This window comes from Segeticoccus sp. (assembly GCF_035708005.1).
Window position 1 is genome coordinate 1 of record NZ_DASSTI010000004.1, and the last position, 18,944, is coordinate 18,944.

Genomic DNA, 18,944 nt, shown 5'->3' on the forward strand with positions numbered 1-18,944 from the left:
ATGCCGGTCATCGAGTTCGATCCTCCGGAGCGGTTCGTCGCGGGCACCGTGGGGCCTCCCGGGCAACGCACGTTCTTCCTGCAGGCCAGCAGCGGCCGCAGGCTGACGTCCGTGTCGCTCGAGAAGCAGCAGGTCGACGTGCTCGCCGACCGGCTCAACGACCTCCTCGACGACTTCGCCGGGGGAGCGGCGGCCGAGCCCCTGCCAGACGGTGCGCTCGACAACGCGCCGCTCGACACCCCGATCGAGGACGAGTTCCGGGTCGGCAGCATGAGCCTCGGGTGGGACGCGGACCGCAGCGTCGTGATCCTGGAGTGCCACGACGGCGATGTCGACCTCGACGTCGATGACGACAGCGGCAACGTGGTCGAGGTTTTCGACGCCGAGCAGACGGTGCTGCGCGTGGTGATCCCGCCGGCCGCCGCCCGCGCCTTCGCCCGGCGCTGCCGGGCCCTCGTGGCGGCCGGGCGCCCGTCCTGCCCGTTCTGCGGCGGACCGCTGGACGCCGACGGGCACATCTGCCCGCGTGCGAACGGCTACAAGCGCTAGCGGCACGGTGCGACCCGACGACCTGGCCACCGACCCGGCGGTCCTGCAGCTGCTCGAGTGCGGTGCGCTCGAGCCGGAGGGGCAGGTGGTGGACGCGTCCAACGTCGCCCTGCGCTGCCAGGTCGAACATGCCGGGCGCTCCGCCCGGGTGCTCTACAAGCCGGTCCGCGGTGAACGCCCGCTGTGGGACTTCCCGACCGGCACGCTGGCCGCTCGCGAGGTCGCGGCCTTCGTCGTCTCCGACGCCGGCGGATGGGGGCTCGTGCCGCCCACCGTGTTGCGGGAGGGGCCGTTCGGCCCGGGTTCCGTGCAGCTGTGGATCGACCCGCCCTCCGTCCCGCCGCCGGACCTCGTCGACGTGCTGCCACCGCACCGCCTGCCGGAGGGCTGGCTGCCCGTGATGCGGGCCCAGGACGAGGACGACGAGACCGTGGTCGTGGCGCACCGGGACCGACCGGACCTCGCCTCGGTTGCCGTGCTGGACGCGGTCATCAACAATGCCGACCGCAAGGCCTCGCACCTGCTGGTCGCCGAGTCGGGGCGGGTCTACGTCGTCGACCACGGCGTCAGCTTCCACACCGAGCCCAAGCTGCGGACGGTGCTGTGGGGCTGGGTGGGCGACCCCCTGCCGGCGCCCGACCGGGAGCGGTTGACGCGGCTCGCCGGCGCGCTGGCGGATGCCGATGCTCCCGCTCGCACGCAGCTGAAGCGGCTCCTCTCCGCCGCCGAGGTGACGGCGCTCCGACGACGCGTGAACCGGCTGCTGCAGCAGGACTGCTTCCCCGATCCGTCGGGCCACTGGCCGGTGATCCCCTGGCCACTGTGGTGAGCGGCGGCGGATAGGCTCGTGCGGTGATCGCTTGGCCCGCACCCGACGTCCCCGAGGTCCCCGGTGACGGGCCTCGCCCCCGCGTCCACGACAGCTCCACCGGGGAGGTGCGCGAGCTCACCCCCGGGCCGGTGGCCGGGATCTACGTCTGCGGCATCACGCCCTACGACGCCACCCACATGGGGCACGCGGCGACCTACGTCACCTTCGACCTGCTCGGCCGTGCCCTGCGCGACGCCGGGCACGAGGTCACCTACGTGCAGAACGTGACCGATGTCGACGAGCCGCTGCTCGAGCGGGCCGAGCGCGACGGGATCGACTGGCAGGACCTGGCTGAGCGCGAGACCGCGCTGTTCCGCGAGGACATGGCCGCGTTGTCGGTCATCCCACCGGACCACTACGTCAGCGCCGTCGAGGGCATCCCGAGCGATGTGAAGGCGATCTCGCAGCTGCTGGCCAGCGGGGCGGCATACACGCTGCCAGCGGCGACGTCGCAGGAGCCGCGAGACGGTGCAGCGGCGACGTCGCAGGACGGTCCGGGCGGGGAGGACGTCTACCTCGACCTGGCGCGGCAGCCGAGCTTCGGCAGCGTCTCGGGCTGGAGCCGCGAGCAGATGCTCGAGGTCTTCGCCGAGCGCGGTGGTGACCCCGACCGCCCGGGCAAGCGCGATCCGCTGGACCCGCTGCTGTGGCGCGCCGCGCGCACAGGCGAACCCCGGTGGAACGGCGGGGAGCTCGGCGACGGCCGGCCCGGGTGGCACATCGAGTGCACCACCATCGCCCTGGACCACCTCGGCATGTCCTTCGACGTGCAGGGCGGCGGCACCGACCTCGTCTTCCCGCACCACGAGATGAGTGCCGTGCAGGCGGTTGCGCTCACCGGTGAGCAGCCGTTCGCGCAGGTCTACGTGCACCAGGCGATGGTCGGCCTCGACGGGGAGAAGATGAGCAAGTCGCTCGGCAACCTCGTCCTGGTCTCGACGCTCCGCCGGCAGGGCGTCGACCCCCGGGCCATCCGGCTGGCCTTGCTGGCCCGGCACTACCGGACGCCGTGGGAGTGGACCGACGAGCTGCTGCAGGAGGCGCAGGACCGGCTCCGCACCTGGACCGCTGCTGCTGCGCGCACCGATGCCGCGCCGGCCGAGCCGGTCGTGCAGGCGCTGCGCGAGCGCCTCGCGGACGACCTGGACAGCCCGGGCGCCCTGACCGCCGTGGACGCGTGGGCGCGCGAGACGCTGGGCCGCCCCGAGCCGGCTGCCGCGGCGATGGCGACACCGGCGGCAGCGGCGAGTGCGGTGGCCCGGGCGGTTGAGGCGCTGCTCGGGGTGCGCCTCCGGCCCACACCGGAGTCGGAGTCCGGGCCGGCGTCGGAGCCGGCGGCGTCCGAGACCGCCGTGACGTCAGGCTGACCCGCCGGGCCCCTCGTCCTCGCTGCGCCGGCGCAGGTAGCGCTCGAACTCCTTGGCGATCGCGTCACCGCTCGCCTCCGGCAGGTCGGCGGTGTCCTGGGCCTCCTCGAGGGAGTGGACGTACTCGGCGACCTCGTCGTCGGCCGAGGCCAGCTCGTCGACTCCGTGCTCCCAGGCGCGTGCCTGGTCGGACAGCTCACCGTGGGAGACGACGATGCCGAGCATCTCCTCGACCTTGGAGACCAGCCCGAGCGTCGCCTTGGGGGACGGCGAGCCCCCGGCGTAGTGGGGGACCGCCGCCCAGCAGGACAGGGCCGGCAGGCTGAGCTTGCGGGCGCCGTCGGTGACGACCCCGACGATGCCGGTCGGGCCTTCGTAGCTGCTGGGCTCCAATCCGTAGCGGTGCCGCAGCACCTCGTCGTCGGAGGTGGCGGTCACCGGGATGGGGCGGGTGTGGGGCACGTCGGCGAGCAGGCCACCGAGCGTGATGAGCAACGAGACACCGGCGTCCTCGGCGAAGGCCAGCAGCTCGCTGGTGAAGGCGCGCCACCGCATCGACGGCTCGATACCACGGACGAGCAGCACGTCCCGTTCCATCGGAGTCTCGGTGGCCAGCAGGATGTGCGTCGTCGGCCACTGGATCTGCCGGTCCGTGCCCTCGCGGACCACCCGCGGACGGTTGACCTGGAAGTCGTAGTAGTCCTCGGGGTCGAGCGCGGCGACCGGCTCGGCCCCCCAGACCTGCGCCAGGTGGTCGACGGCCGACGTCGCCGCCTCGCCGGCGTCATTCCACCCCTCGAAGGCAGCGACCATCAACGGGTCGCGCAACTCGGGCATGTCCTCGTGGTGGAGCACCGCACCTCCTGACCAGCGGCCCCCGGGTCCGGTGGGCCGCCTCCCAGCCTACGGAACACCGACGCGGCACGCGGAACGCACGCCGATAGACTCGCCGAGCACCCCTCGATCGGAAGGTCCAGCACATTGAGCAGCCGCTCTGACCTGTTCCGCGACCTGCTTGCCTCACGGGTCCTCGTCGCCGACGGCGCGATGGGCACGATGCTGCAGGCGGCGGACCCCACCATGGAGGACTTCGAGGGCCACGAAGGCTGCAACGAGATCCTCAACGTCACCCGCCCCGACATCGTGCGCGGGGTGCACGAGGCCTACCTCGAGGTCGGGGTCGACGCGGTCGAGACCAACACCTTCGGGGCAAACCTCGCCAACCTCGGCGAGTACGGCATCTCCGACCGGATCCGTGAGCTCGCTCGCGTCGGCGCGCAGATCGCCGCCGAGGCGGCGCAACGGTGGTCGACCGAGGACCACCCGCGCTTCGTCATCGGTTCCATGGGGCCAGGCACCAAGCTGCCGTCCTTGGGCCACATCGCCTTCGCGACCCTGCGCGACGCTTACGCCGAGCAGGCTCGCGGGCTGATCGAGGGCGGCGCCGACCTGCTGCTGGTCGAGACCTCGCAGGACCTGCTGCAGACCAAGGCGGCGGTCATCGGCTGCCGTCGGGCGCTGACCGAGGCGGGTGAGGACCTGCCCGTCTTCGCGTCCGTCACCGTCGAGACCACTGGCACGATGCTCATGGGCACCGAGATCGGCGCGGCACTGACAGCGTTGGAGCCGTTGGGGATCGACGCGATCGGGCTCAACTGCGCGACGGGGCCCACCGAGATGAGCGAGCACCTGCGGCACCTGTCCCGGCACGCTCGGGTCCCGGTCACCTGCATGCCGAACGCCGGCCTCCCGGAGCTCACGAAGGACGGTGCCCGTTACCCACTCACGCCCGAGGAGCTGGCGCGGGCCCACGTGCAGTTCATCGACGAGTTCGGGCTCTCCCTCGTCGGCGGCTGTTGCGGGACCACACCGGAGCACCTCGCGCGGGTGGTGGAGGCGGTGCGCGGCCGCGAGCCGGCTGCCCGACGGCCCCGGCACGAGGCCAGCGTGGCCTCCCTCTACCAGTCGGTCCCCTTCCGGCAGGACGCCTCGTTCCTCTCGATCGGAGAACGCACGAACGCCAACGGTTCCAAGGCGTTCCGCGAGGCGATGATCGAGCAGCGGTGGGACGACTGCGTCGAGATCGCCCGCAACCAGACCCGGGACGGCGCCCACCTGCTCGACGTGTGCGTCGACTACGTCGGGCGCGACGGCGTCGCGGACATGCGCGAGCTGGCCTCGCGCCTGGCGACCGCCAGCACCCTGCCGCTGGTGCTCGACTCGACCGAGCCCGCCGTCGTCGAGGCCGGCCTGGAGCTGCTCGGTGGCCGGGCCGTGGTCAACTCGGTCAACTACGAGGACGGAGACGGGCCGAACTCCCGGTTCGCGCGGGTGATGCCGATCATCAAGGAGCACGGCGCGGCCGTGGTCGCCCTCACGATCGACGAGCAGGGGCAGGCCCGCACGCGCGACCACAAGGTGGCCGTCGCCAGTCGGCTCATCGACACGCTCACCGGCCAGTGGGGGATGGAGGTCGGCGACATCATCGTGGACTGCCTCACCTTCCCGATCGCTACCGGCCAGGAGGAGACCCGCCGCGACGCGCTGGAGACCATCGAGGCGATCCGGGAGATCAAGCACCGCTACCCGGAGGTCCAGACCACGCTCGGGGTCTCCAACGTGTCGTTCGGGCTGAACCCGGCCGCCCGGGTCGTGCTGAACTCCGTCTTCCTGCACGAGGCGGTCAAGGCCGGGCTCGACTCGGCGATCGTGCACGCCGCCAAGATCCTGCCCGTGGCCCGCATCCCCGACGAGCAACGGGAGGTCGCGCTCGACCTCGTCCACGACCGTCGCCGCTGGGCCGGCGAGCCGGGGGACAGCGCGCTGCTCTACGACCCGCTGGCGAAGTTCCTCGAGCTGTTCGAGGGCGTCGACGCCGCCTCGATGAAGGCGTCGCGGGCCGACGAGATGGCCGCGCTGCCCCTGGAGGAGCGGCTGGCGCGCCGCATCGTCGATGGCGAGCGCAACGGACTGGAGGAGGACCTGCAGGCCGCGCTCGACAAGGGCCTGGGGCCGCTCGACGTCATCAACGACCACCTGCTCGAGGGTATGAAGACGGTCGGCGAGCTCTTCGGGCGCGGCGAGATGCAGCTGCCGTTCGTGCTGCAGTCCGCCGAGGTGATGAAGGCCGCCGTCGCCTGGCTCGAGCCGTTCATCGAGGAGGAGTCCGGGGGCGGCAAGCGGGAGGCCAAGGCGCGGATCCTGCTGGCGACCGTCAAGGGCGACGTCCACGACATCGGCAAGAACCTCGTGGACATCATCCTGTCGAACAACGGCTATGAGGTCGTCAACATCGGCATCAAGCAGCCGATCAGCGAGATCGTGCGCGTCGCCGAGGAGAACGCCGTCGATGCCATCGGCATGAGCGGCCTGCTGGTCAAGTCGACCGTCGTGATGAAGGAGAACCTCGAGGAGCTCAACTCCCGCGGGTTGTCGTCGCGCTGGCCGATCCTGCTGGGCGGGGCGGCGCTGACCCGCGCCTACGTCGAGAACGACCTCGCCGAGATCTACGAGGGCGAAGTGCGTTATGCCCGTGACGCGTTCGAGGGGCTCCGCCTGATGGACGCGGTCGCGTTGGCGCGGACCAGTCCCGACCTCACCGTCGCCGACACCTTCCCCGAGCGGCGCAAGCGCCGGGTCCGCCAGCGGCACGTCGAGGTCGACGACAGCGCCCTGGATGACACGACCCGCTCCCACGTCGCCACCGACAACCCGATCCCGACGCCGCCGTTCTGGGGCAGCCGGGTGGTCAAGGGGATCGCGCAGGGCGAGTTCACGTCATACCTCGATGAGCGGGCGACCTTCCTCGGGCAGTGGGGGCTGCGGGGCAGCCGCGGTGACACCGGCCCGTCATACGAGGAGCTCGTCGAGACCGAGGGGCGCCCGCGGCTGCGGATGTGGCTGGACCGGATCAAGACCGAGGGACTGCTCGAGGCGGCGGTCGTCTACGGCTACTTCCCGTGCTACAGCGAGGGCAACGACCTCGTCGTCCTCCATCACGAGGGACCGGAGCAGGGCACCGAGCGTGCGCGACTGCACTTCCCCCGGCAGCGCCGTGACCGCCGGCTGTGCCTCGCCGACTTCTTCCGCAGCAAGGAGCGGTATGCCGAGGACGGCCAACCGGACGTCATCGCCTTCCAGCTCGTCACCATGGGCTCGCGGATCGCGCAGGAGACGGCGCGGTTGTTCGCGGAGAACGCCTACCGGGAGTACCTCGAGCTGCACGGCCTGTCAGTGCAGCTGACCGAGGCCCTCGCCGAGATGTGGCACGCCCGGGTCCGCGACGAGCTCGGCTTCGGCCGGGAGGACAGCGGCGAGCTCGGCGGCATCCTCGACCAGCACTACCGCGGGTCGCGCTACTCGTTCGGCTACCCCGCCTGTCCCAACCTGGAGGACCGGGCCGTCAGCGTGGCGCTGCTCGAACCGGAGCGGATCGGGGTGAGCCTGTCCGAGGAGCTGCAGCTGCACCCCGAGCAGTCGACGGACGCGATCGTGGTCCACCACCCGGAGGCCAAGTACTTCAATGCGACCTGACACACCGGCGCACGCTGGCCCGCGACTGGGTCTGCCCGCGGCCGTCCTGTGGGACATGGACGGCACGCTGGTCGACACCGAGCCCTACTGGATGGCTGAGGAGCAGGCGCTCGTGGAGAGCCACGGCGGGGTGTGGACGCACGAGCACGCGATGCAGCTGGTCGGCAACGACCTCATGGTGTCGGCGCAGTTCATCATCGACCACTCGCCGGTGACCCTGTCGGCGCCGCAGGTCGTCCAGGCCCTGCTCGCCGGCGTCGTGCGGCGGGTCAAGGAGCACGCCCCCTGGCGCCCCGGTGCACTGGAGCTGCTGGAGGGCCTTGTCACCGCGGACGTGCCCTGCGTGCTCGTGACCATGTCGTGGCGTGAGCTCGCCGAGGCGGTGCTGTCCGACCTGCCGTCGGGCACCTTCAGCCACGTGGTGACCGGCGACGAGGTCGAGCACGGCAAGCCGCACCCGGCGCCGTACCTCACCGCGGCCCGGCTGGTCGGTGCGGAGCTGGCCGACTGCCTGGCCATCGAGGACTCGCCGCCCGGGGTCGCCTCAGCCGTCGCCGCCGGGGTGCGCACGATCGCCGTGCCGCACGCCGTCCCGGTCCCGGTCATGCCGGGCGCCGTGCAGGTGCCGACGCTCGCCGGTCTCGGCCCACACGACCTGCTCCCCCTCTTCCACTGACCACCCCGTCTGTGGCGTTTCGCGTGTCTCGGCACGGGCGAAACGCCACAGACCACGTCGTCAGTGCGAGGGGTCCGAGCAGGCCGGGCAGGTGGGGCGACGGCGCACGGCATACGCCGCGGTGGCCACGGCGAGGGCGGTACCCCAGACGGGCCAGAACATCTCCGGCAGCCAACCGGCCACGTCCGGCAACTCGGCTGGGAACAAGCCGTCGAACTCCCCAGAGAGGATGAGCCGGATGAACATCACGCCGGCCGAGGAGACGGCCAGGGCCACGACCGATGCCGGCACGACGGCGATCCCGACCGGCACCCGCCGGCCCGCGAGGCGAGGCATCCAGCGGGGGAAGCGCTCACCCCAAGGCTGCACCAGGCCCAGCTCGAGGACCGCGCCGAGCAGGCCGAATGTCGCCAGCCCGGCACCGAACCAGACCCCTGGGCCGAGGTCATCCAGCGTATGCTGCCGGACGCCGAGCGGGTAGCCGAGGGCCCAGGCGTAGCGGGTCACGGCGTAGCCCACCGGCACCGCGACGGCGACGGCCACGGCGACCCGGCCCACGGCGAGCGCGCGGTGCCGGGTCCGGGCCTCCGATCGGCCCGGCCGGCGACCGCACCGTCGGCAGGCGCCCGCCGCGTCCCGCCAGGCGCGAACGCTCACGCCGAGCAGCGCCAGGCCGCCGACCGCCCACAGCAGCAGGTTCCACCAGGCCCAGGGGTAGGCCTCGAGCGGTGAGACGTCCAGCAGGCCGAGGGCCCAGCCGCCCCAGACCATCGGCGCGTAGCCGAGTCCCTGCAGCAACCGCACGTCCGGCACGGCCACGGCAACGACGAGACCGAGGAGGCCGCCGATGACGGCGGTGGCCCGGCCGAGCACCGGACGGGGCCGAGCGCCGAGCCAACGCGTGGTGGCGAGGAGCAGCAGGCCCAGCGTGGCCGCGGCGACCACCAGGAGAGCCCCGGTCCGGGGCGAGAGCGGGTCGACGATCGAGACCGAGCGGCTCAGCCGCCCGCCGCCCTGCCAGGGATACCCGGGCCCACCGGCGAGCCACGCCAGGCCGAGCACGAGGTAGCCGCTCGCCCAGGTGAGCGCTACGCGGGAAGCCCAGCGCAGCAGTCCTCCGGTGCGGGGACGGCGGTTGCGGCTGCGACCGCTGTTGTCCGTGAGGCCGTGGGCCTGGACCCGCGGTGACGGGCCGACGGGGTGACGTGCCTCGGAAGTCCGCCGGCGCCAGTACGAGACCGTGACGGCAGCGAGCAACGGTCCCCACAGCAGCAGCGGCAGGTAGGCAGCGAGCGCCAGCACGCCCTGCCAGCTGGACAGGTGCGCGAAGACGAAGTCGCCGCGCAGCGGATCGCCCTGGATGGTCCTGCCGCGGGCGATCTGGACGAACGAGACCGTCCACAAGGTGGTCAGGACCGTCGCCCCGAGGGCAGCGGGGACCACGGCTGCGGGGGTCGGGATCCGGCGCTTCCGCAGGAACGGTACCCACGCCGGCACCCGATCACCCCACGTCGCGACGAGCCCGACGGCTGCGAAGGCGAGGAGCTCCGAGCCCACCGACAGCAGGACGACGTACACCTCCATCGGCAGCCACCCGGGCACGTCTCCCCGCCCCGCCTCGACGTCCCCCATGATCGGGAGGTGGAACCCCACGCCGGCGATGCGCCAGATGCTGGCGGGCAGCACCAGCCAGGGAATGAGCAGCGCCGCCGCGCGCGCCCAGCGGGGGACACCCGGCGCCGGTCGGTGGAGCGCAGACCAGAGCCGGCCCATTCCGGGTGGTGTGGAAGGAGTGGGAGTGGAAGGAGTGGACGCAAGGACCTCGCGTGTCATGCCACCACCGTCGTGGGTGGGCTCGCCGCACCGCGTCGCCCGGAAGTCGCGCCGGCATACGCCGCGAGGATGATTCCCTCCCTCGGCGAGGGACGGCGGAGAAGTGGCTCGCCCGGTCAGATGTCAGTCAGCGGCCGGGCCGCACCAGCCCGGACTCGTAGGCCAACACGACCGCCTGCACCCGGTCGCGCAGCCCGAGCTTCTGGAGCACCCGGCCGACGTGGGTCTTGACCGTCGCCTCGGAAAGGTACAGCCGGCCGGCGATCTCGGCGTTCGAGGCCCCGGTCGCGAGCTCGAGCAGGATCTCGCGTTCGCGCTCGGTCAACCGGCGCAGCCGCGGCGGCTCCTCAGCCGGTGCGGGGAGCTGGCCGGCGACGTGGTCGAGCAGACGCCGGGTCGTGGAGGGGGCGATCACGGCGTCACCTTGGTGCACGGTGCGGATCGCCGCGACGAGGTCCTCGGCAGGGGCGTCCTTCAGCAGGAACCCGCTCGCCCCCGCCCGTAGCGCGGTGAACGCGTACTCGTCCACGTCGAACGTCGTCAGCACCACGACCCGCGGCACGTCGTCGCCGCTCGCGAGCAGCCGGCGGGTGGTCTCAACGCCATCCAGCCTCGGCATCCGGACGTCCATGAGGACCACGTCGGCGCGGGTGACCCGCAGCAGCTCCAGCGCCGCCAGCCCGTCACCGGCCTCACCGACCACCTCCAGGTCGGGTTGGGAGTCCACGACCATGCCCAGCCCGGTCCGCACCAGGTCCTGGTCATCCACGATCACGACGCGGATCGTCACCGGCTTCCTCCACGCAGGGTGGGCACCCGCGCCGCCACCCGCCAGCCGCGCTCGGTGCGCGCGACGTCCATGCAGCCACCGACCAGGCCAACCCGTTCGTGCATCCCGTCCAGCCCGTGCCCACCGGACCCGTCGGCGGGCCGCGAACGACCCACACCGCCCTCGTCGTGCACCTCCACGACCAGCGCCTCAGGCTGCCACTGCAGCCGGAGGGTCGCCGCCGCGCCGGGCGCCGCGTGCTTCACCACGTTGGTCAGTGCCTCCTGCACCACCCGGTATGCCGTGAGCTCACCGACCGCGGACAGCTCGCCGGTGTTGCCACTCTCGTGGACGGTCACGGGGGTGCCCGCCACGCGCACCCGGTCCACGAGGGCGGGAAGGTCGGCCAGACCGGGCTGTGGCGCCGGGCCCGCTGCCGAGGAGTCGCGGCCCGAACGGAGGACACCGACCAGCGAGCGCATGTCGGTGAGCGCTTCCCGACCGGTGTCGGCGATGGTCCGGAACACCCGGGCCTCGGGGGAGCCGGCGCCGGACACCATCCGGCCCCCCTCGGCCTGGCTGACCATGACCGCGAGCGAGTGCGCCACGACGTCGTGCACCTCGCGCGCGATGCGGGTGCGTTCCTCCCGGGCGCCACGCTCTCGCAGGCTGTCGACGTAGTCCACGCGGACCTGTCGGAAGCGGCCCAGCGCCCAGGGCGCGAGGACGCTCGCCACGAGGGTGAGCGCCAGGTAGAGGCGGGTGCGTCCCGCCTCACCCGCCCCCGCCGAGGGGACCAGTCCCGCGAGGTTCCACAGTCGCGCCGCGGTCAGCGCCGCTCCCACGAGACCGACCACCAGGGCAGCCGAGGCGAGCTGGCGCCGGCAGCGGGCGGACACGGCATACAGCAGCACGGGAAAGACGAGCGCGCTGGGGAGGAGGATGGCCGGGAAGGCAGCAGCGCCGGGCGCGGGTGCCCCGTCGACCCGAGGGACGAGTAGGGCGAGCATGGCGGCGCTCGCCAGCCCGAAGGCGAGGGCGGGGCGGAGCCGGCGCAAGGCGACGGACCCGTGAGCGACCAGGAGCGTGAGGACCAGCGCGGCGCGTCCGGCGGCCGGCCACGAGGAGTTCAGGATCGGGGGCAGGGAGGAGGGCAGGAGGGCGACGGCCAGGACCGCGGCGAGGGCCAGGTCCGGCGCGAGCGGATGTCGGCGGACCCATTCGTCGATGCGCCCCCAGCGCCCCGCCGCCTCCGCCATCCGACCGATCCTAGGGGAGTGGGCCGGTCAGGCCTGGACGACGTCCACCGCGCCGGTGACGGCCGGGTCGAGCGCGAGGTCGGCAGCGTGGTCGGGCAGCGGCGGGGGAGTCCCGCCGAAGGCCGGGCAGAGCGGGCGGTGGTCGCACCAGTCGCACAGCCGGCTGGTGCGCGGGCGCCAGTCGCCCGTCTCGGCAGCCCGCTCGATCGCCGCCCAGAGCGCCTTGAGCTGCCGCTCCATGGCCAGCAGGTCGGGCTCCTCCGGGCAGTAGCGGACCAGCTCGCCGTCGCCGAGGTAGACCAGTTGCAGCATGCGCGGCACCTCGCCGCGCAGCCGCCACAGCACCAGGGCGTAGAACTTCATCTGGAACAGCGCCTTGGCCTCGAACAGCGGCGAGGGGGAGCGGCCCGTCTTGTAGTCGACGACCCGCATCGCGCCGCCCGGGGCGACGTCAAGCCGGTCGACGTAGCCACGCAGCACCAGGCCCTCGACCTCGGTCTCGACGTAGAGCTCACGCTCCGCGGGCTCCAGCCGGGTCGGGTCCTCCAACGTGAACCAGCGCTCCACCAGCGTGGCGGCCTCGGTGAGCCACTCCTGCTCGGCGGTCGGCTCCTCCCCGAGGAGCGCGGCCAGCTCGGGGGCCTCGTCGGCCATCCGCCGCCACTCGGGGGCCAGGAGGGCACGCGCCGCCGTGGTGGTGCGTTCGGCGGCCGGGAGGTCGAAGAGCCGCTCGAGCACCGCGTGGACCAGGGTGCCGCGGGCCGCGGCAGGACTGGGCGCCTCCGGGAGCTTGTCGATCACCCGGAAGCGGTAGAGCAGCGGGCACTGCTTGAAGTCGGAGGCCCGACTGGGGGAGAGTGCCGCACGCATGACCGGAACTGTAGTTCCCTGTGCCGACACCCCACGGCGAGGCTGGGGACGACCATTAGGGTTCAGGCCATGAGCAGGGGCGCCGACCGGGCGGTGGAGCGGAGCCCCGGCCTGCGGATCGGCAGTGTCGCCGGCGTCCCGGTCTACCTCGGCCGCACCTGGCCGATCATCGTGCTGGTCATCCTCGTGACGTTCGGCCCGGTGGTCGCCCGGGCCCGGCCGGACCTCGGTCCGCTGGCCTACGCAGTGGCCCTGGCCTACGCCGGCCTGCTGCTCGTGTCCGTGCTGGTGCACGAGGCGGCCCACGCCCTGGTCGGGATCGCCCGCGGCTACCGGGTCGCCCGGATCGTCGCCGACCTGTGGGGCGGGCACACGGCATACGACTCGACCGACACCAGCCCGGGGGACAGCGCGCTGGTGGCCGTCGCGGGCCCGGTGGCGAACGTCCTCCTGGCGGTCGTCGGCTCGGTGCTGGAGCCGGCCGTACCGGTCGGGGTGCCCCACCTGCTCATGGTGGCGTTCGTGTGGACCAACGGCTTCGTCGCGGCGTTCAACCTGCTGCCGGGGCTGCCGCTCGACGGCGGCTTCCTCGTCGACGCCCTCGTCTGGAAGCTGACCGGAAGCCGGGACAAGGGCATGGTGGCGGCCGGCTGGTGCGGCCGGGTGGTCGCTGCGGGCGTCGTGCTGTGGTTCGTCGGCCGTCCGTTCCTGTCCGGCCAGCGGCCGAGCATCTATGACGTGATCTGGGCCTTGGTCATCGGCGGCTTCCTGTGGGCGGGAGCGACCCAGGCCATCCGCGGAGGGAAGGCCCGGCTGCTGCTCGCCTCCATCCCGGTGGCCACCGTGTGGCAGCCCGCGAGCACCATCCCGGTGCACGGCACCGTGGCCGACCTCTCGCGGCTCGTGCAGACCGGACGCGCCGGCGTGCTGGTCGTGGTGGTCGCCCCCGACGGCACCGCACTCGGCACGGTGGACACCCAGGCGCTGTCCGCGATCCCGTTCGAGCGACAGGGCGGCACGCCGCTCACGGCCGTGCTGCGGGCGCGGCCGCCCGGCTGGGTGGTCGACGCCGGGCCGCAGGACGACATCACCGACGTGGTGCGCGTGATGCAGGAGCTCGGCGTGCGGGAGGTGCCCGTGCGCGATCCGCGTGGGGTGATCGACAAGGCGGTCCGCGTCGAGGACCTCGGCGGCTCCTAGACTTTCCCGCCATGACCGACGGCCCACCAGCGACCCCGTCCGCACCGACCGGGTCCGACTGCCGACGCGGGCCCTTCCGGCCCGGCGACCGGGTGCAGCTGACCGACCCCAAGGGGAGGATGCACACGATCACGCTCGCGCCCGGCAAGCGGTTCCACACCCACAAGGGCCACCTGCTGCACGACGACCTCCTCGGCGCACCCGACGGCACGGTCGTGGAGAACACCGCCGGCGTGGAGTACCTCGCGCTGCGCCCCCTCCTCGCCGACTACGTGCTGTCGATGCCTCGGGGCGCAGCCGTGGTCTACCCCAAGGATGCCGGTCAGGTCGTGGCGATGGCGGACATCTTCCCCGGTGCGCGGGTCGTCGAGGCCGGCGTCGGCTCGGGGGCCCTGTCCATGTCGCTGCTGCGAGCCGTCGGGGACCAGGGACACCTGCACTCCTTCGAGCGCCGCGAGGAGTTCGCCGACATCGCGCGCGCCAACGCCCGTGCCTTCTTCGGCCAGGACCACCCGGCCTGGCAGGTCACCATCGGCGACCTGGTGGAGCAGCTCCCGGACGCCGTCGAGGCGGGCACGGTGGATCGCGTCGTCCTGGACATGCTCGCCCCGTGGGACTGCCTCGACGCGGTGGGCGAGGCGCTCGCGCCCGGCGGTGTCCTGATCTGCTACGTCGCCACCGCCACCCAGCTGTCCCGGGTGGCCGAGGCCATGCGCGACCACGGGGGCTACACCGAGCCGCAGGCGTGGGAGTCCCTGGTCCGCGGGTGGCACCTCGAGGGCCTCGCCGTGCGCCCCGAGCACCGGATGCACGGCCACACCGGCTTCCTCATCACGACGCGGCGGCTCGCGCCCGGGGTCACCGCGCCACTGCGGAAGCGGCGTCCCGCCAAGGGCGCCTACGACCCCCAGGGCGGGGAGTGGCAGCCGGAGGACGTCGGCGAACGGCCGGTGTCGGACAAGAAGGTCCGGCGCCTCCGCCGATCTGTGACCGGTGCCTCCGAGACGTGACGCCGCAATCGGGTTAGGGTCGAATCACGGGCCGCACCTGGTGGCCCACGAGCTGTCCGTGGTGACGACGGAGGAGCCGCGCGACAGCACCATGTGAGGAGGTCCCGCGCATGTCCGAGCACTCGCCGGAGAACCAGTCCCACGAGCCCGAGGACACGCTCGCCCAGGAGCGGCTCGCCCAGGAGGTGGCGGCCCTGCGCCGCCGACTCGCCGAGTCGCCGACCCGATCACGCGAGCTCGAGAACCGACTCCTGCAGCTGCAGTCCTCCCTGTCGACCCTGTCGGCCCAGAACGAACGGCTCGTCCGCACCCTCAAGGAGGCGCGCGAGCAGATCGTCACCCTCAAGGCGGAGGTGGACCGGCTCGCCCAGCCGCCCTCGGCCTACGGCCTGATCGTCGAGCCGCACGACGACAGCACCGTCGACATCCTCACCAGCGGCCGCAAGATGCGCGTCGCGGTGTCGCCATCCGTCGACCCTGCCGACCTCAGCGCCGGGCGCGAGGTCATGCTCAACGAGGCGCTCAACGTGGTGGCCGTCTGCGGCTACGAGCGCGTCGGTGAAGTCGTCATGGTCAAGGAGCGGTTGGGGGAGGACCGCGTGCTCGTCGTGGCCCACGCCGACGAGGAGCGGGTCTGCCGGCTCACCGAGCCCCTCGTCGGACAGCCCATGCGGGTGGGGGACGCGCTGCTGCTCGACCCGCGGTCCTCGTTCTGCTACGAGCGGATCCCCAAGGCCGAGGTCGAGGAGCTCGTGCTCGAGGAGGTGCCCGACATCTCCTACGAGGACATCGGTGGCCTCGCCGGGCAGATCGAGCAGATCCGCGACGCCGTCGAGCTGCCCTACCTGCACCCGGAGCTGTTCCGCGAGCACGCGCTGCGGCCCCCGAAGGGCGTCCTGCTCTACGGGCCGCCCGGATGCGGCAAGACGCTCATCGCCAAGGCCGTGGCGGCTTCGCTCGCGCGCAAGGTCGCCGAGAAGACCGGGCGCACCGAGACCAAGAGCTTCTTCCTCAACATCAAGGGCCCCGAGCTGCTCAACAAGTACGTCGGCGAGACCGAGCGGCACATCCGGCTGATCTTCCAGCGGGCCCGCGAGAAGGCCTCCGGCGGCACGCCGGTCGTGGTCTTCTTCGACGAGATGGACTCGCTGTTCCGGACCCGCGGCTCCGGCGTCTCCTCCGACGTCGAGACGACGATCGTCCCCCAGCTGCTCTCCGAGATCGACGGCGTGGAGCGGCTCGAGAACGTCATCGTGATCGGGGCCTCCAACCGCGAGGACATGATCGACCCCGCGATCCTGCGCCCCGGCCGGCTGGACGTGAAGATCAAGATCGAGCGCCCCGACGCCGAGAGCGCCCGCGACATCTTCAGCAAGTACCTCACGGCCGACCTGCCACTGCACGAGCACGACGTCGCCGAGCACAGCGGTTCCAAGCAGCGGACCGTCGAGGCGATGATCCAGGCCTGCGTGGAGCGGATGTACACCGAGAGCGAGGAGAACCGCTTCCTCGAGGTGACCTACGCCAACGGTGACAAGGAGGTCCTCTACTTCCGCGACTTCAACTCCGGCGCGATGATCCAGAACATCGTCGACCGAGCGAAGAAGAACGCGATCAAGGAGTTCCTCACCACCGGGCAGAAGGGGATCCGGGTGGAGCACCTGCTCGCCTCGTGCGTCGACGAGTTCAAGGAGAACGAGGACCTGCCGAACACGACGAACCCGGACGACTGGGCCCGGATCTCCGGCAAGAAGGGTGAGCGGATCGTCTACATCCGCACGCTGATCACCGGCAAGGACGGCACCGAGCCCGGTCGCTCGATCGACAACGTCGCCAACACCGGGCAGTACCTCTGACGCTCAGCTGACCCGTGCGGTCAGCTCAGCGGTCAACGCACCAGTCCGTAGACCCGGCTGACACGCAGCCGTAGGACGAGGCGACGGTCGGCGACCATCGCCTCCCTGTACTCCTGCCAGTCGGGGTGCTCCCCGCTGATCCGGCGGTAGACGTCGATCAGCTCTTCCACCGTGTCGTCGTCCGGCGCTGCCGCCACGGGGGACAGCTCGGCGTCCCCCTCGGCGACGGCATACGACCATCCTCCCTTCGCCCACGTGACGAGGCTGGCGCGCGGGTCACGGCGCAGGTTCTGGGTCTTCGCGCGGCCGTCCGTGACCGAGACCAGCACCGTCTGTTCGTCCGGCTTCTCGGTGGCATACGCGTAGGAGACGTTCGACAGCTGGGGTCGGCCGTCGCGCTTGATCGTCGCGAGGGTCCCGAGGTGCTGGTCAGCGATCAGCCGGTGCAGTGCGTGCTCGTCGGTCATGGCGCCCACGGTGGCGGGCCGACGCCACCTGCGCAAGCGCCCGCCACCCGAGCAGGAACGCGGCGAGCACCACGGTGGCCACGACGACGAACGCCCACGCCGTGCCCTGCCCGGTCGCCGCGCGCAACAGCATCCCGCCCGCGACGGCAGCCACCCACACCGGTATGCCGAGCCGCACCCGCACGGGCGCCCCTCGCCGGGCGAGGAGCAGCAGCGCCCAGCCGGCGGCCGCGCCGGCCAGGAACGGCCAGGCGGTCTGCAGGGTCCCGAGGAAGGCCCCGCCCTCGTGGTGGCTGCGCCGGCCCAGCCCGGCGAACAGCAGGACCAGCACACCGTCGACCAGCGCGGCGAGCGCAGTGGGCAGGCGTCGGGGGAGGGGCACGGTGCGACGCTAGCAATGCGCCACGCGGGCCCAGAGGGCGCAGTGGTCGGACACGTCCGTGCACTGCACCCCGCCGTCCTCGACGTGCAGGGGGTGTCGTTCCGTCGCGAGGATGTGGTCCAGTTGCTCAGCCGGGTCGTCGACCGGGTAGGTCGGGCCGTCGACGAGGGCGCGCAGGCCGCTGTTGCGGGTGGCGGGGATCGGCGGCATGTTCAGGTCGCCCATCAGCACCGCTGGGTGGTCGGTCGGCACCAGCTCACGGGTCACGGTCCGGAGCTGTTGGGTGTTCCACCCGCGCAGGAACGTCAGGTGCGTGGCCACCACGGTCAGGTCCCCGACCGGGCTGTCCAGCCGGGCCGCCACCGCGACGCGCGGCTCGTCGGTGACGAGCACCGGCTTCGGGCGGCCGGGGAAGGAGGTCGGCACCCGCCAGGGCACAGGCGGGAGGGGGCGCACCTGCCAGGAGCGCACGGCATACCGGGACAGCAGCGCGACGCCGTAGGCCGTGCCGTCGGGGTCGTCCTGACCGTGTGCGGGGCGCCAGTTCACCCCGGGGGTGCCAAGGATCGCCGGGACGAAGCGGTGCTCACCGGCGCCCATCGCCTCCGCGGCGAGGGCGGTCAGGTCCGCACCGTGGGAGCGCTGCTGGTGGTGGTCGACCTCCTGCAGCGCCAGGACGTCGGCGTCCAGGGCCGCGATGGCCGTGGCGAACCGGTCGAGGTCGACCTTCCCGTCCTGCACCGAGCATCCGTGCAGGATGTTGAAGGTGACGAGGCGCACGCGGCCAGTCTGCCGTGGGGAGCGCGGGGATTCGACCCGGCGGCGCCGCGCCGGGTGACCCCACCCGCCGGGATTGCGCGGCGGGCCGGGCGGGTAGCGCTCCGGCATGCCAGAGGTCTCTGGGAACAGCTCACCGGCGTCGCAGGAGTCGCTGCGGGAGGCGCTCAAGCGCGTGGCGGTCGCGCTGAAGGACAGCGGGCTCCCCTTCGCGCTCGCCGGTGGCTACGCCGCTTGGGCCCGGGGTGCGCCGGAGCCGGACCACGACGTGGACTTCATGGTGCCTCCCGAAGAGGCCTCGCGGGTGGCCGAGTCGCTGCAGGGCCAGGGGCTGCGGATCGAGCAGCCACCGGAGGACTGGCTGTTCAAGGTCTTCACCGACGGAGCGATGGTCGACGTCATCCACCGGCCGGCCGGCGGCGTGGTCGACGACGGGACCCTCGACCGCGCCCAGGAGCTGGAGGTGCTGTCGGTGGTCATGCCCGTCCTGGCCGCGACCGACGTGCTCGTCAGCAAGCTCTGCGC

General features: G+C 72.5%; 17 protein-coding genes. 9 read left to right on the forward strand and 8 right to left on the reverse strand.

Annotated features, from left to right (window positions below; genetic code table 11):
* The 3 genes from VFL99_RS00280 to mshC form a co-directional block, all read left to right on the forward strand.
* A partial coding sequence (locus tag VFL99_RS00280) for a DUF3090 domain-containing protein (RefSeq protein WP_325104314.1) occupies positions 1 to 549 on the forward strand: 549 nt, incomplete at its 5' end.
* Positions 550 to 556: 7 nt separating this feature from the next.
* Positions 557 to 1,378 carry an SCO1664 family protein gene (locus VFL99_RS00285; RefSeq protein ID WP_325104315.1) on the forward strand — a complete coding sequence of 274 codons (822 nt, stop codon included), beginning with the start codon at positions 557 to 559 and terminating at the stop codon, positions 1,376 to 1,378.
* Positions 1,379 to 1,401: 23 nt separating this feature from the next.
* Positions 1,402 to 2,787 carry a cysteine--1-D-myo-inosityl 2-amino-2-deoxy-alpha-D-glucopyranoside ligase gene (gene mshC, locus VFL99_RS00290; protein WP_325104316.1) on the forward strand — a complete coding sequence of 462 codons (1,386 nt, stop codon included), beginning with the start codon at positions 1,402 to 1,404 and terminating at the stop codon, positions 2,785 to 2,787.
* On the opposite strand, the gene VFL99_RS00295 is transcribed toward mshC, so the two are convergent.
* Positions 2,779 to 3,642 carry a PAC2 family protein gene (locus VFL99_RS00295; RefSeq protein WP_325104317.1) on the reverse strand — a complete coding sequence of 288 codons (864 nt, stop codon included), beginning with the start codon at positions 3,640 to 3,642 and terminating at the stop codon, positions 2,779 to 2,781. The two genes, mshC and VFL99_RS00295, sit on opposite strands and share 9 nt — an antisense overlap.
* Before the next feature lie 126 nt (positions 3,643 to 3,768).
* Between VFL99_RS00295 and metH the strand changes: the two genes are divergently transcribed.
* Both metH and VFL99_RS00305 read left to right on the forward strand, forming a co-directional pair.
* Positions 3,769 to 7,320 (forward strand): methionine synthase, encoded by a 3,552-nt coding sequence (metH, locus tag VFL99_RS00300; RefSeq protein WP_325104318.1) that lies wholly within the window; start codon positions 3,769 to 3,771, stop codon positions 7,318 to 7,320.
* Entirely contained in the window at positions 7,310 to 7,996 is a 687-nt protein-coding gene (locus tag VFL99_RS00305) for an HAD family hydrolase (RefSeq protein ID WP_325104319.1), read from the forward strand. The genes metH and VFL99_RS00305 overlap by 11 nt, the downstream gene beginning before the upstream one ends.
* Positions 7,997 to 8,056: 60 nt before the next feature.
* Here VFL99_RS00305 and VFL99_RS00310 read toward each other — a convergent pair whose 3' ends face one another.
* The 4 genes from VFL99_RS00310 to VFL99_RS00325 all read right to left on the reverse strand — a co-directional run bounded on the left by VFL99_RS00310 (position 8,057) and on the right by VFL99_RS00325 (position 12,727).
* On the reverse strand, positions 8,057 to 9,829 hold the full coding sequence (locus VFL99_RS00310) for a hypothetical protein (RefSeq protein ID WP_325104320.1): 1,773 nt from the start codon (positions 9,827 to 9,829) through the stop codon (positions 8,057 to 8,059).
* 127 nt (positions 9,830 to 9,956) lie between these two features.
* A complete protein-coding gene (locus VFL99_RS00315; RefSeq protein WP_325104321.1) occupies positions 9,957 to 10,619 on the reverse strand; it encodes a response regulator transcription factor in 663 nt (220 codons plus the stop codon).
* Positions 10,616 to 11,857 (reverse strand): sensor histidine kinase, encoded by a 1,242-nt coding sequence (locus tag VFL99_RS00320; RefSeq protein ID WP_325104322.1) that lies wholly within the window; start codon positions 11,855 to 11,857, stop codon positions 10,616 to 10,618. Before VFL99_RS00320 ends, VFL99_RS00315 begins: the two co-directional genes overlap by 4 nt.
* 27 nt (positions 11,858 to 11,884) lie before the next feature.
* Positions 11,885 to 12,727, reverse strand: coding sequence for a RecB family exonuclease (locus VFL99_RS00325; protein WP_325104323.1), 843 nt, complete (start codon positions 12,725 to 12,727; stop codon positions 11,885 to 11,887).
* A gap of 69 nt (positions 12,728 to 12,796) precedes the next feature.
* Here VFL99_RS00325 and VFL99_RS00330 point away from each other — a divergent pair, with 69 nt between their 5' ends.
* The 3 genes from VFL99_RS00330 to arc all read left to right on the forward strand — a co-directional run bounded on the left by VFL99_RS00330 (position 12,797) and on the right by arc (position 16,793).
* Positions 12,797 to 13,927 (forward strand): M50 family metallopeptidase, encoded by a 1,131-nt coding sequence (locus tag VFL99_RS00330; RefSeq protein ID WP_325104324.1) that lies wholly within the window; start codon positions 12,797 to 12,799, stop codon positions 13,925 to 13,927.
* 11 nt (positions 13,928 to 13,938) lie between these two features.
* The gene (locus tag VFL99_RS00335) at positions 13,939 to 14,937 is read left to right on the forward strand and encodes a tRNA (adenine-N1)-methyltransferase (RefSeq protein ID WP_325104325.1); all 999 of its coding nucleotides are present in this window, start codon (positions 13,939 to 13,941) and stop codon (positions 14,935 to 14,937) included.
* 110 nt (positions 14,938 to 15,047) lie between these two features.
* On the forward strand, positions 15,048 to 16,793 hold the full coding sequence (gene arc, locus VFL99_RS00340; RefSeq protein WP_325104326.1) for a proteasome ATPase: 1,746 nt from the start codon (positions 15,048 to 15,050) through the stop codon (positions 16,791 to 16,793).
* A 32-nt stretch (positions 16,794 to 16,825) separates the two neighbouring features.
* Here arc and VFL99_RS00345 read toward each other — a convergent pair whose 3' ends face one another.
* From VFL99_RS00345 to VFL99_RS00355, 3 genes are read right to left on the reverse strand one after another with little or no spacing between them, the layout of a single operon-like run.
* Positions 16,826 to 17,260 (reverse strand): PPOX class F420-dependent oxidoreductase, encoded by a 435-nt coding sequence (locus tag VFL99_RS00345; RefSeq protein ID WP_325104327.1) that lies wholly within the window; start codon positions 17,258 to 17,260, stop codon positions 16,826 to 16,828.
* The gene (locus VFL99_RS00350) at positions 17,223 to 17,642 is read right to left on the reverse strand and encodes a DUF3054 domain-containing protein (protein ID WP_325104328.1); all 420 of its coding nucleotides are present in this window, start codon (positions 17,640 to 17,642) and stop codon (positions 17,223 to 17,225) included. Before VFL99_RS00350 ends, VFL99_RS00345 begins: the two co-directional genes overlap by 38 nt.
* 9 nt (positions 17,643 to 17,651) lie before the next feature.
* On the reverse strand, positions 17,652 to 18,422 hold the full coding sequence (locus VFL99_RS00355; RefSeq protein ID WP_325104329.1) for an endonuclease/exonuclease/phosphatase family protein: 771 nt from the start codon (positions 18,420 to 18,422) through the stop codon (positions 17,652 to 17,654).
* A gap of 106 nt (positions 18,423 to 18,528) precedes the next feature.
* On the opposite strand from VFL99_RS00355, the gene VFL99_RS00360 reads away from it, so the two are divergent.
* A partial coding sequence (locus tag VFL99_RS00360; protein WP_462283427.1) for a nucleotidyltransferase family protein occupies positions 18,529 to 18,944 on the forward strand: 416 nt, incomplete at its 3' end.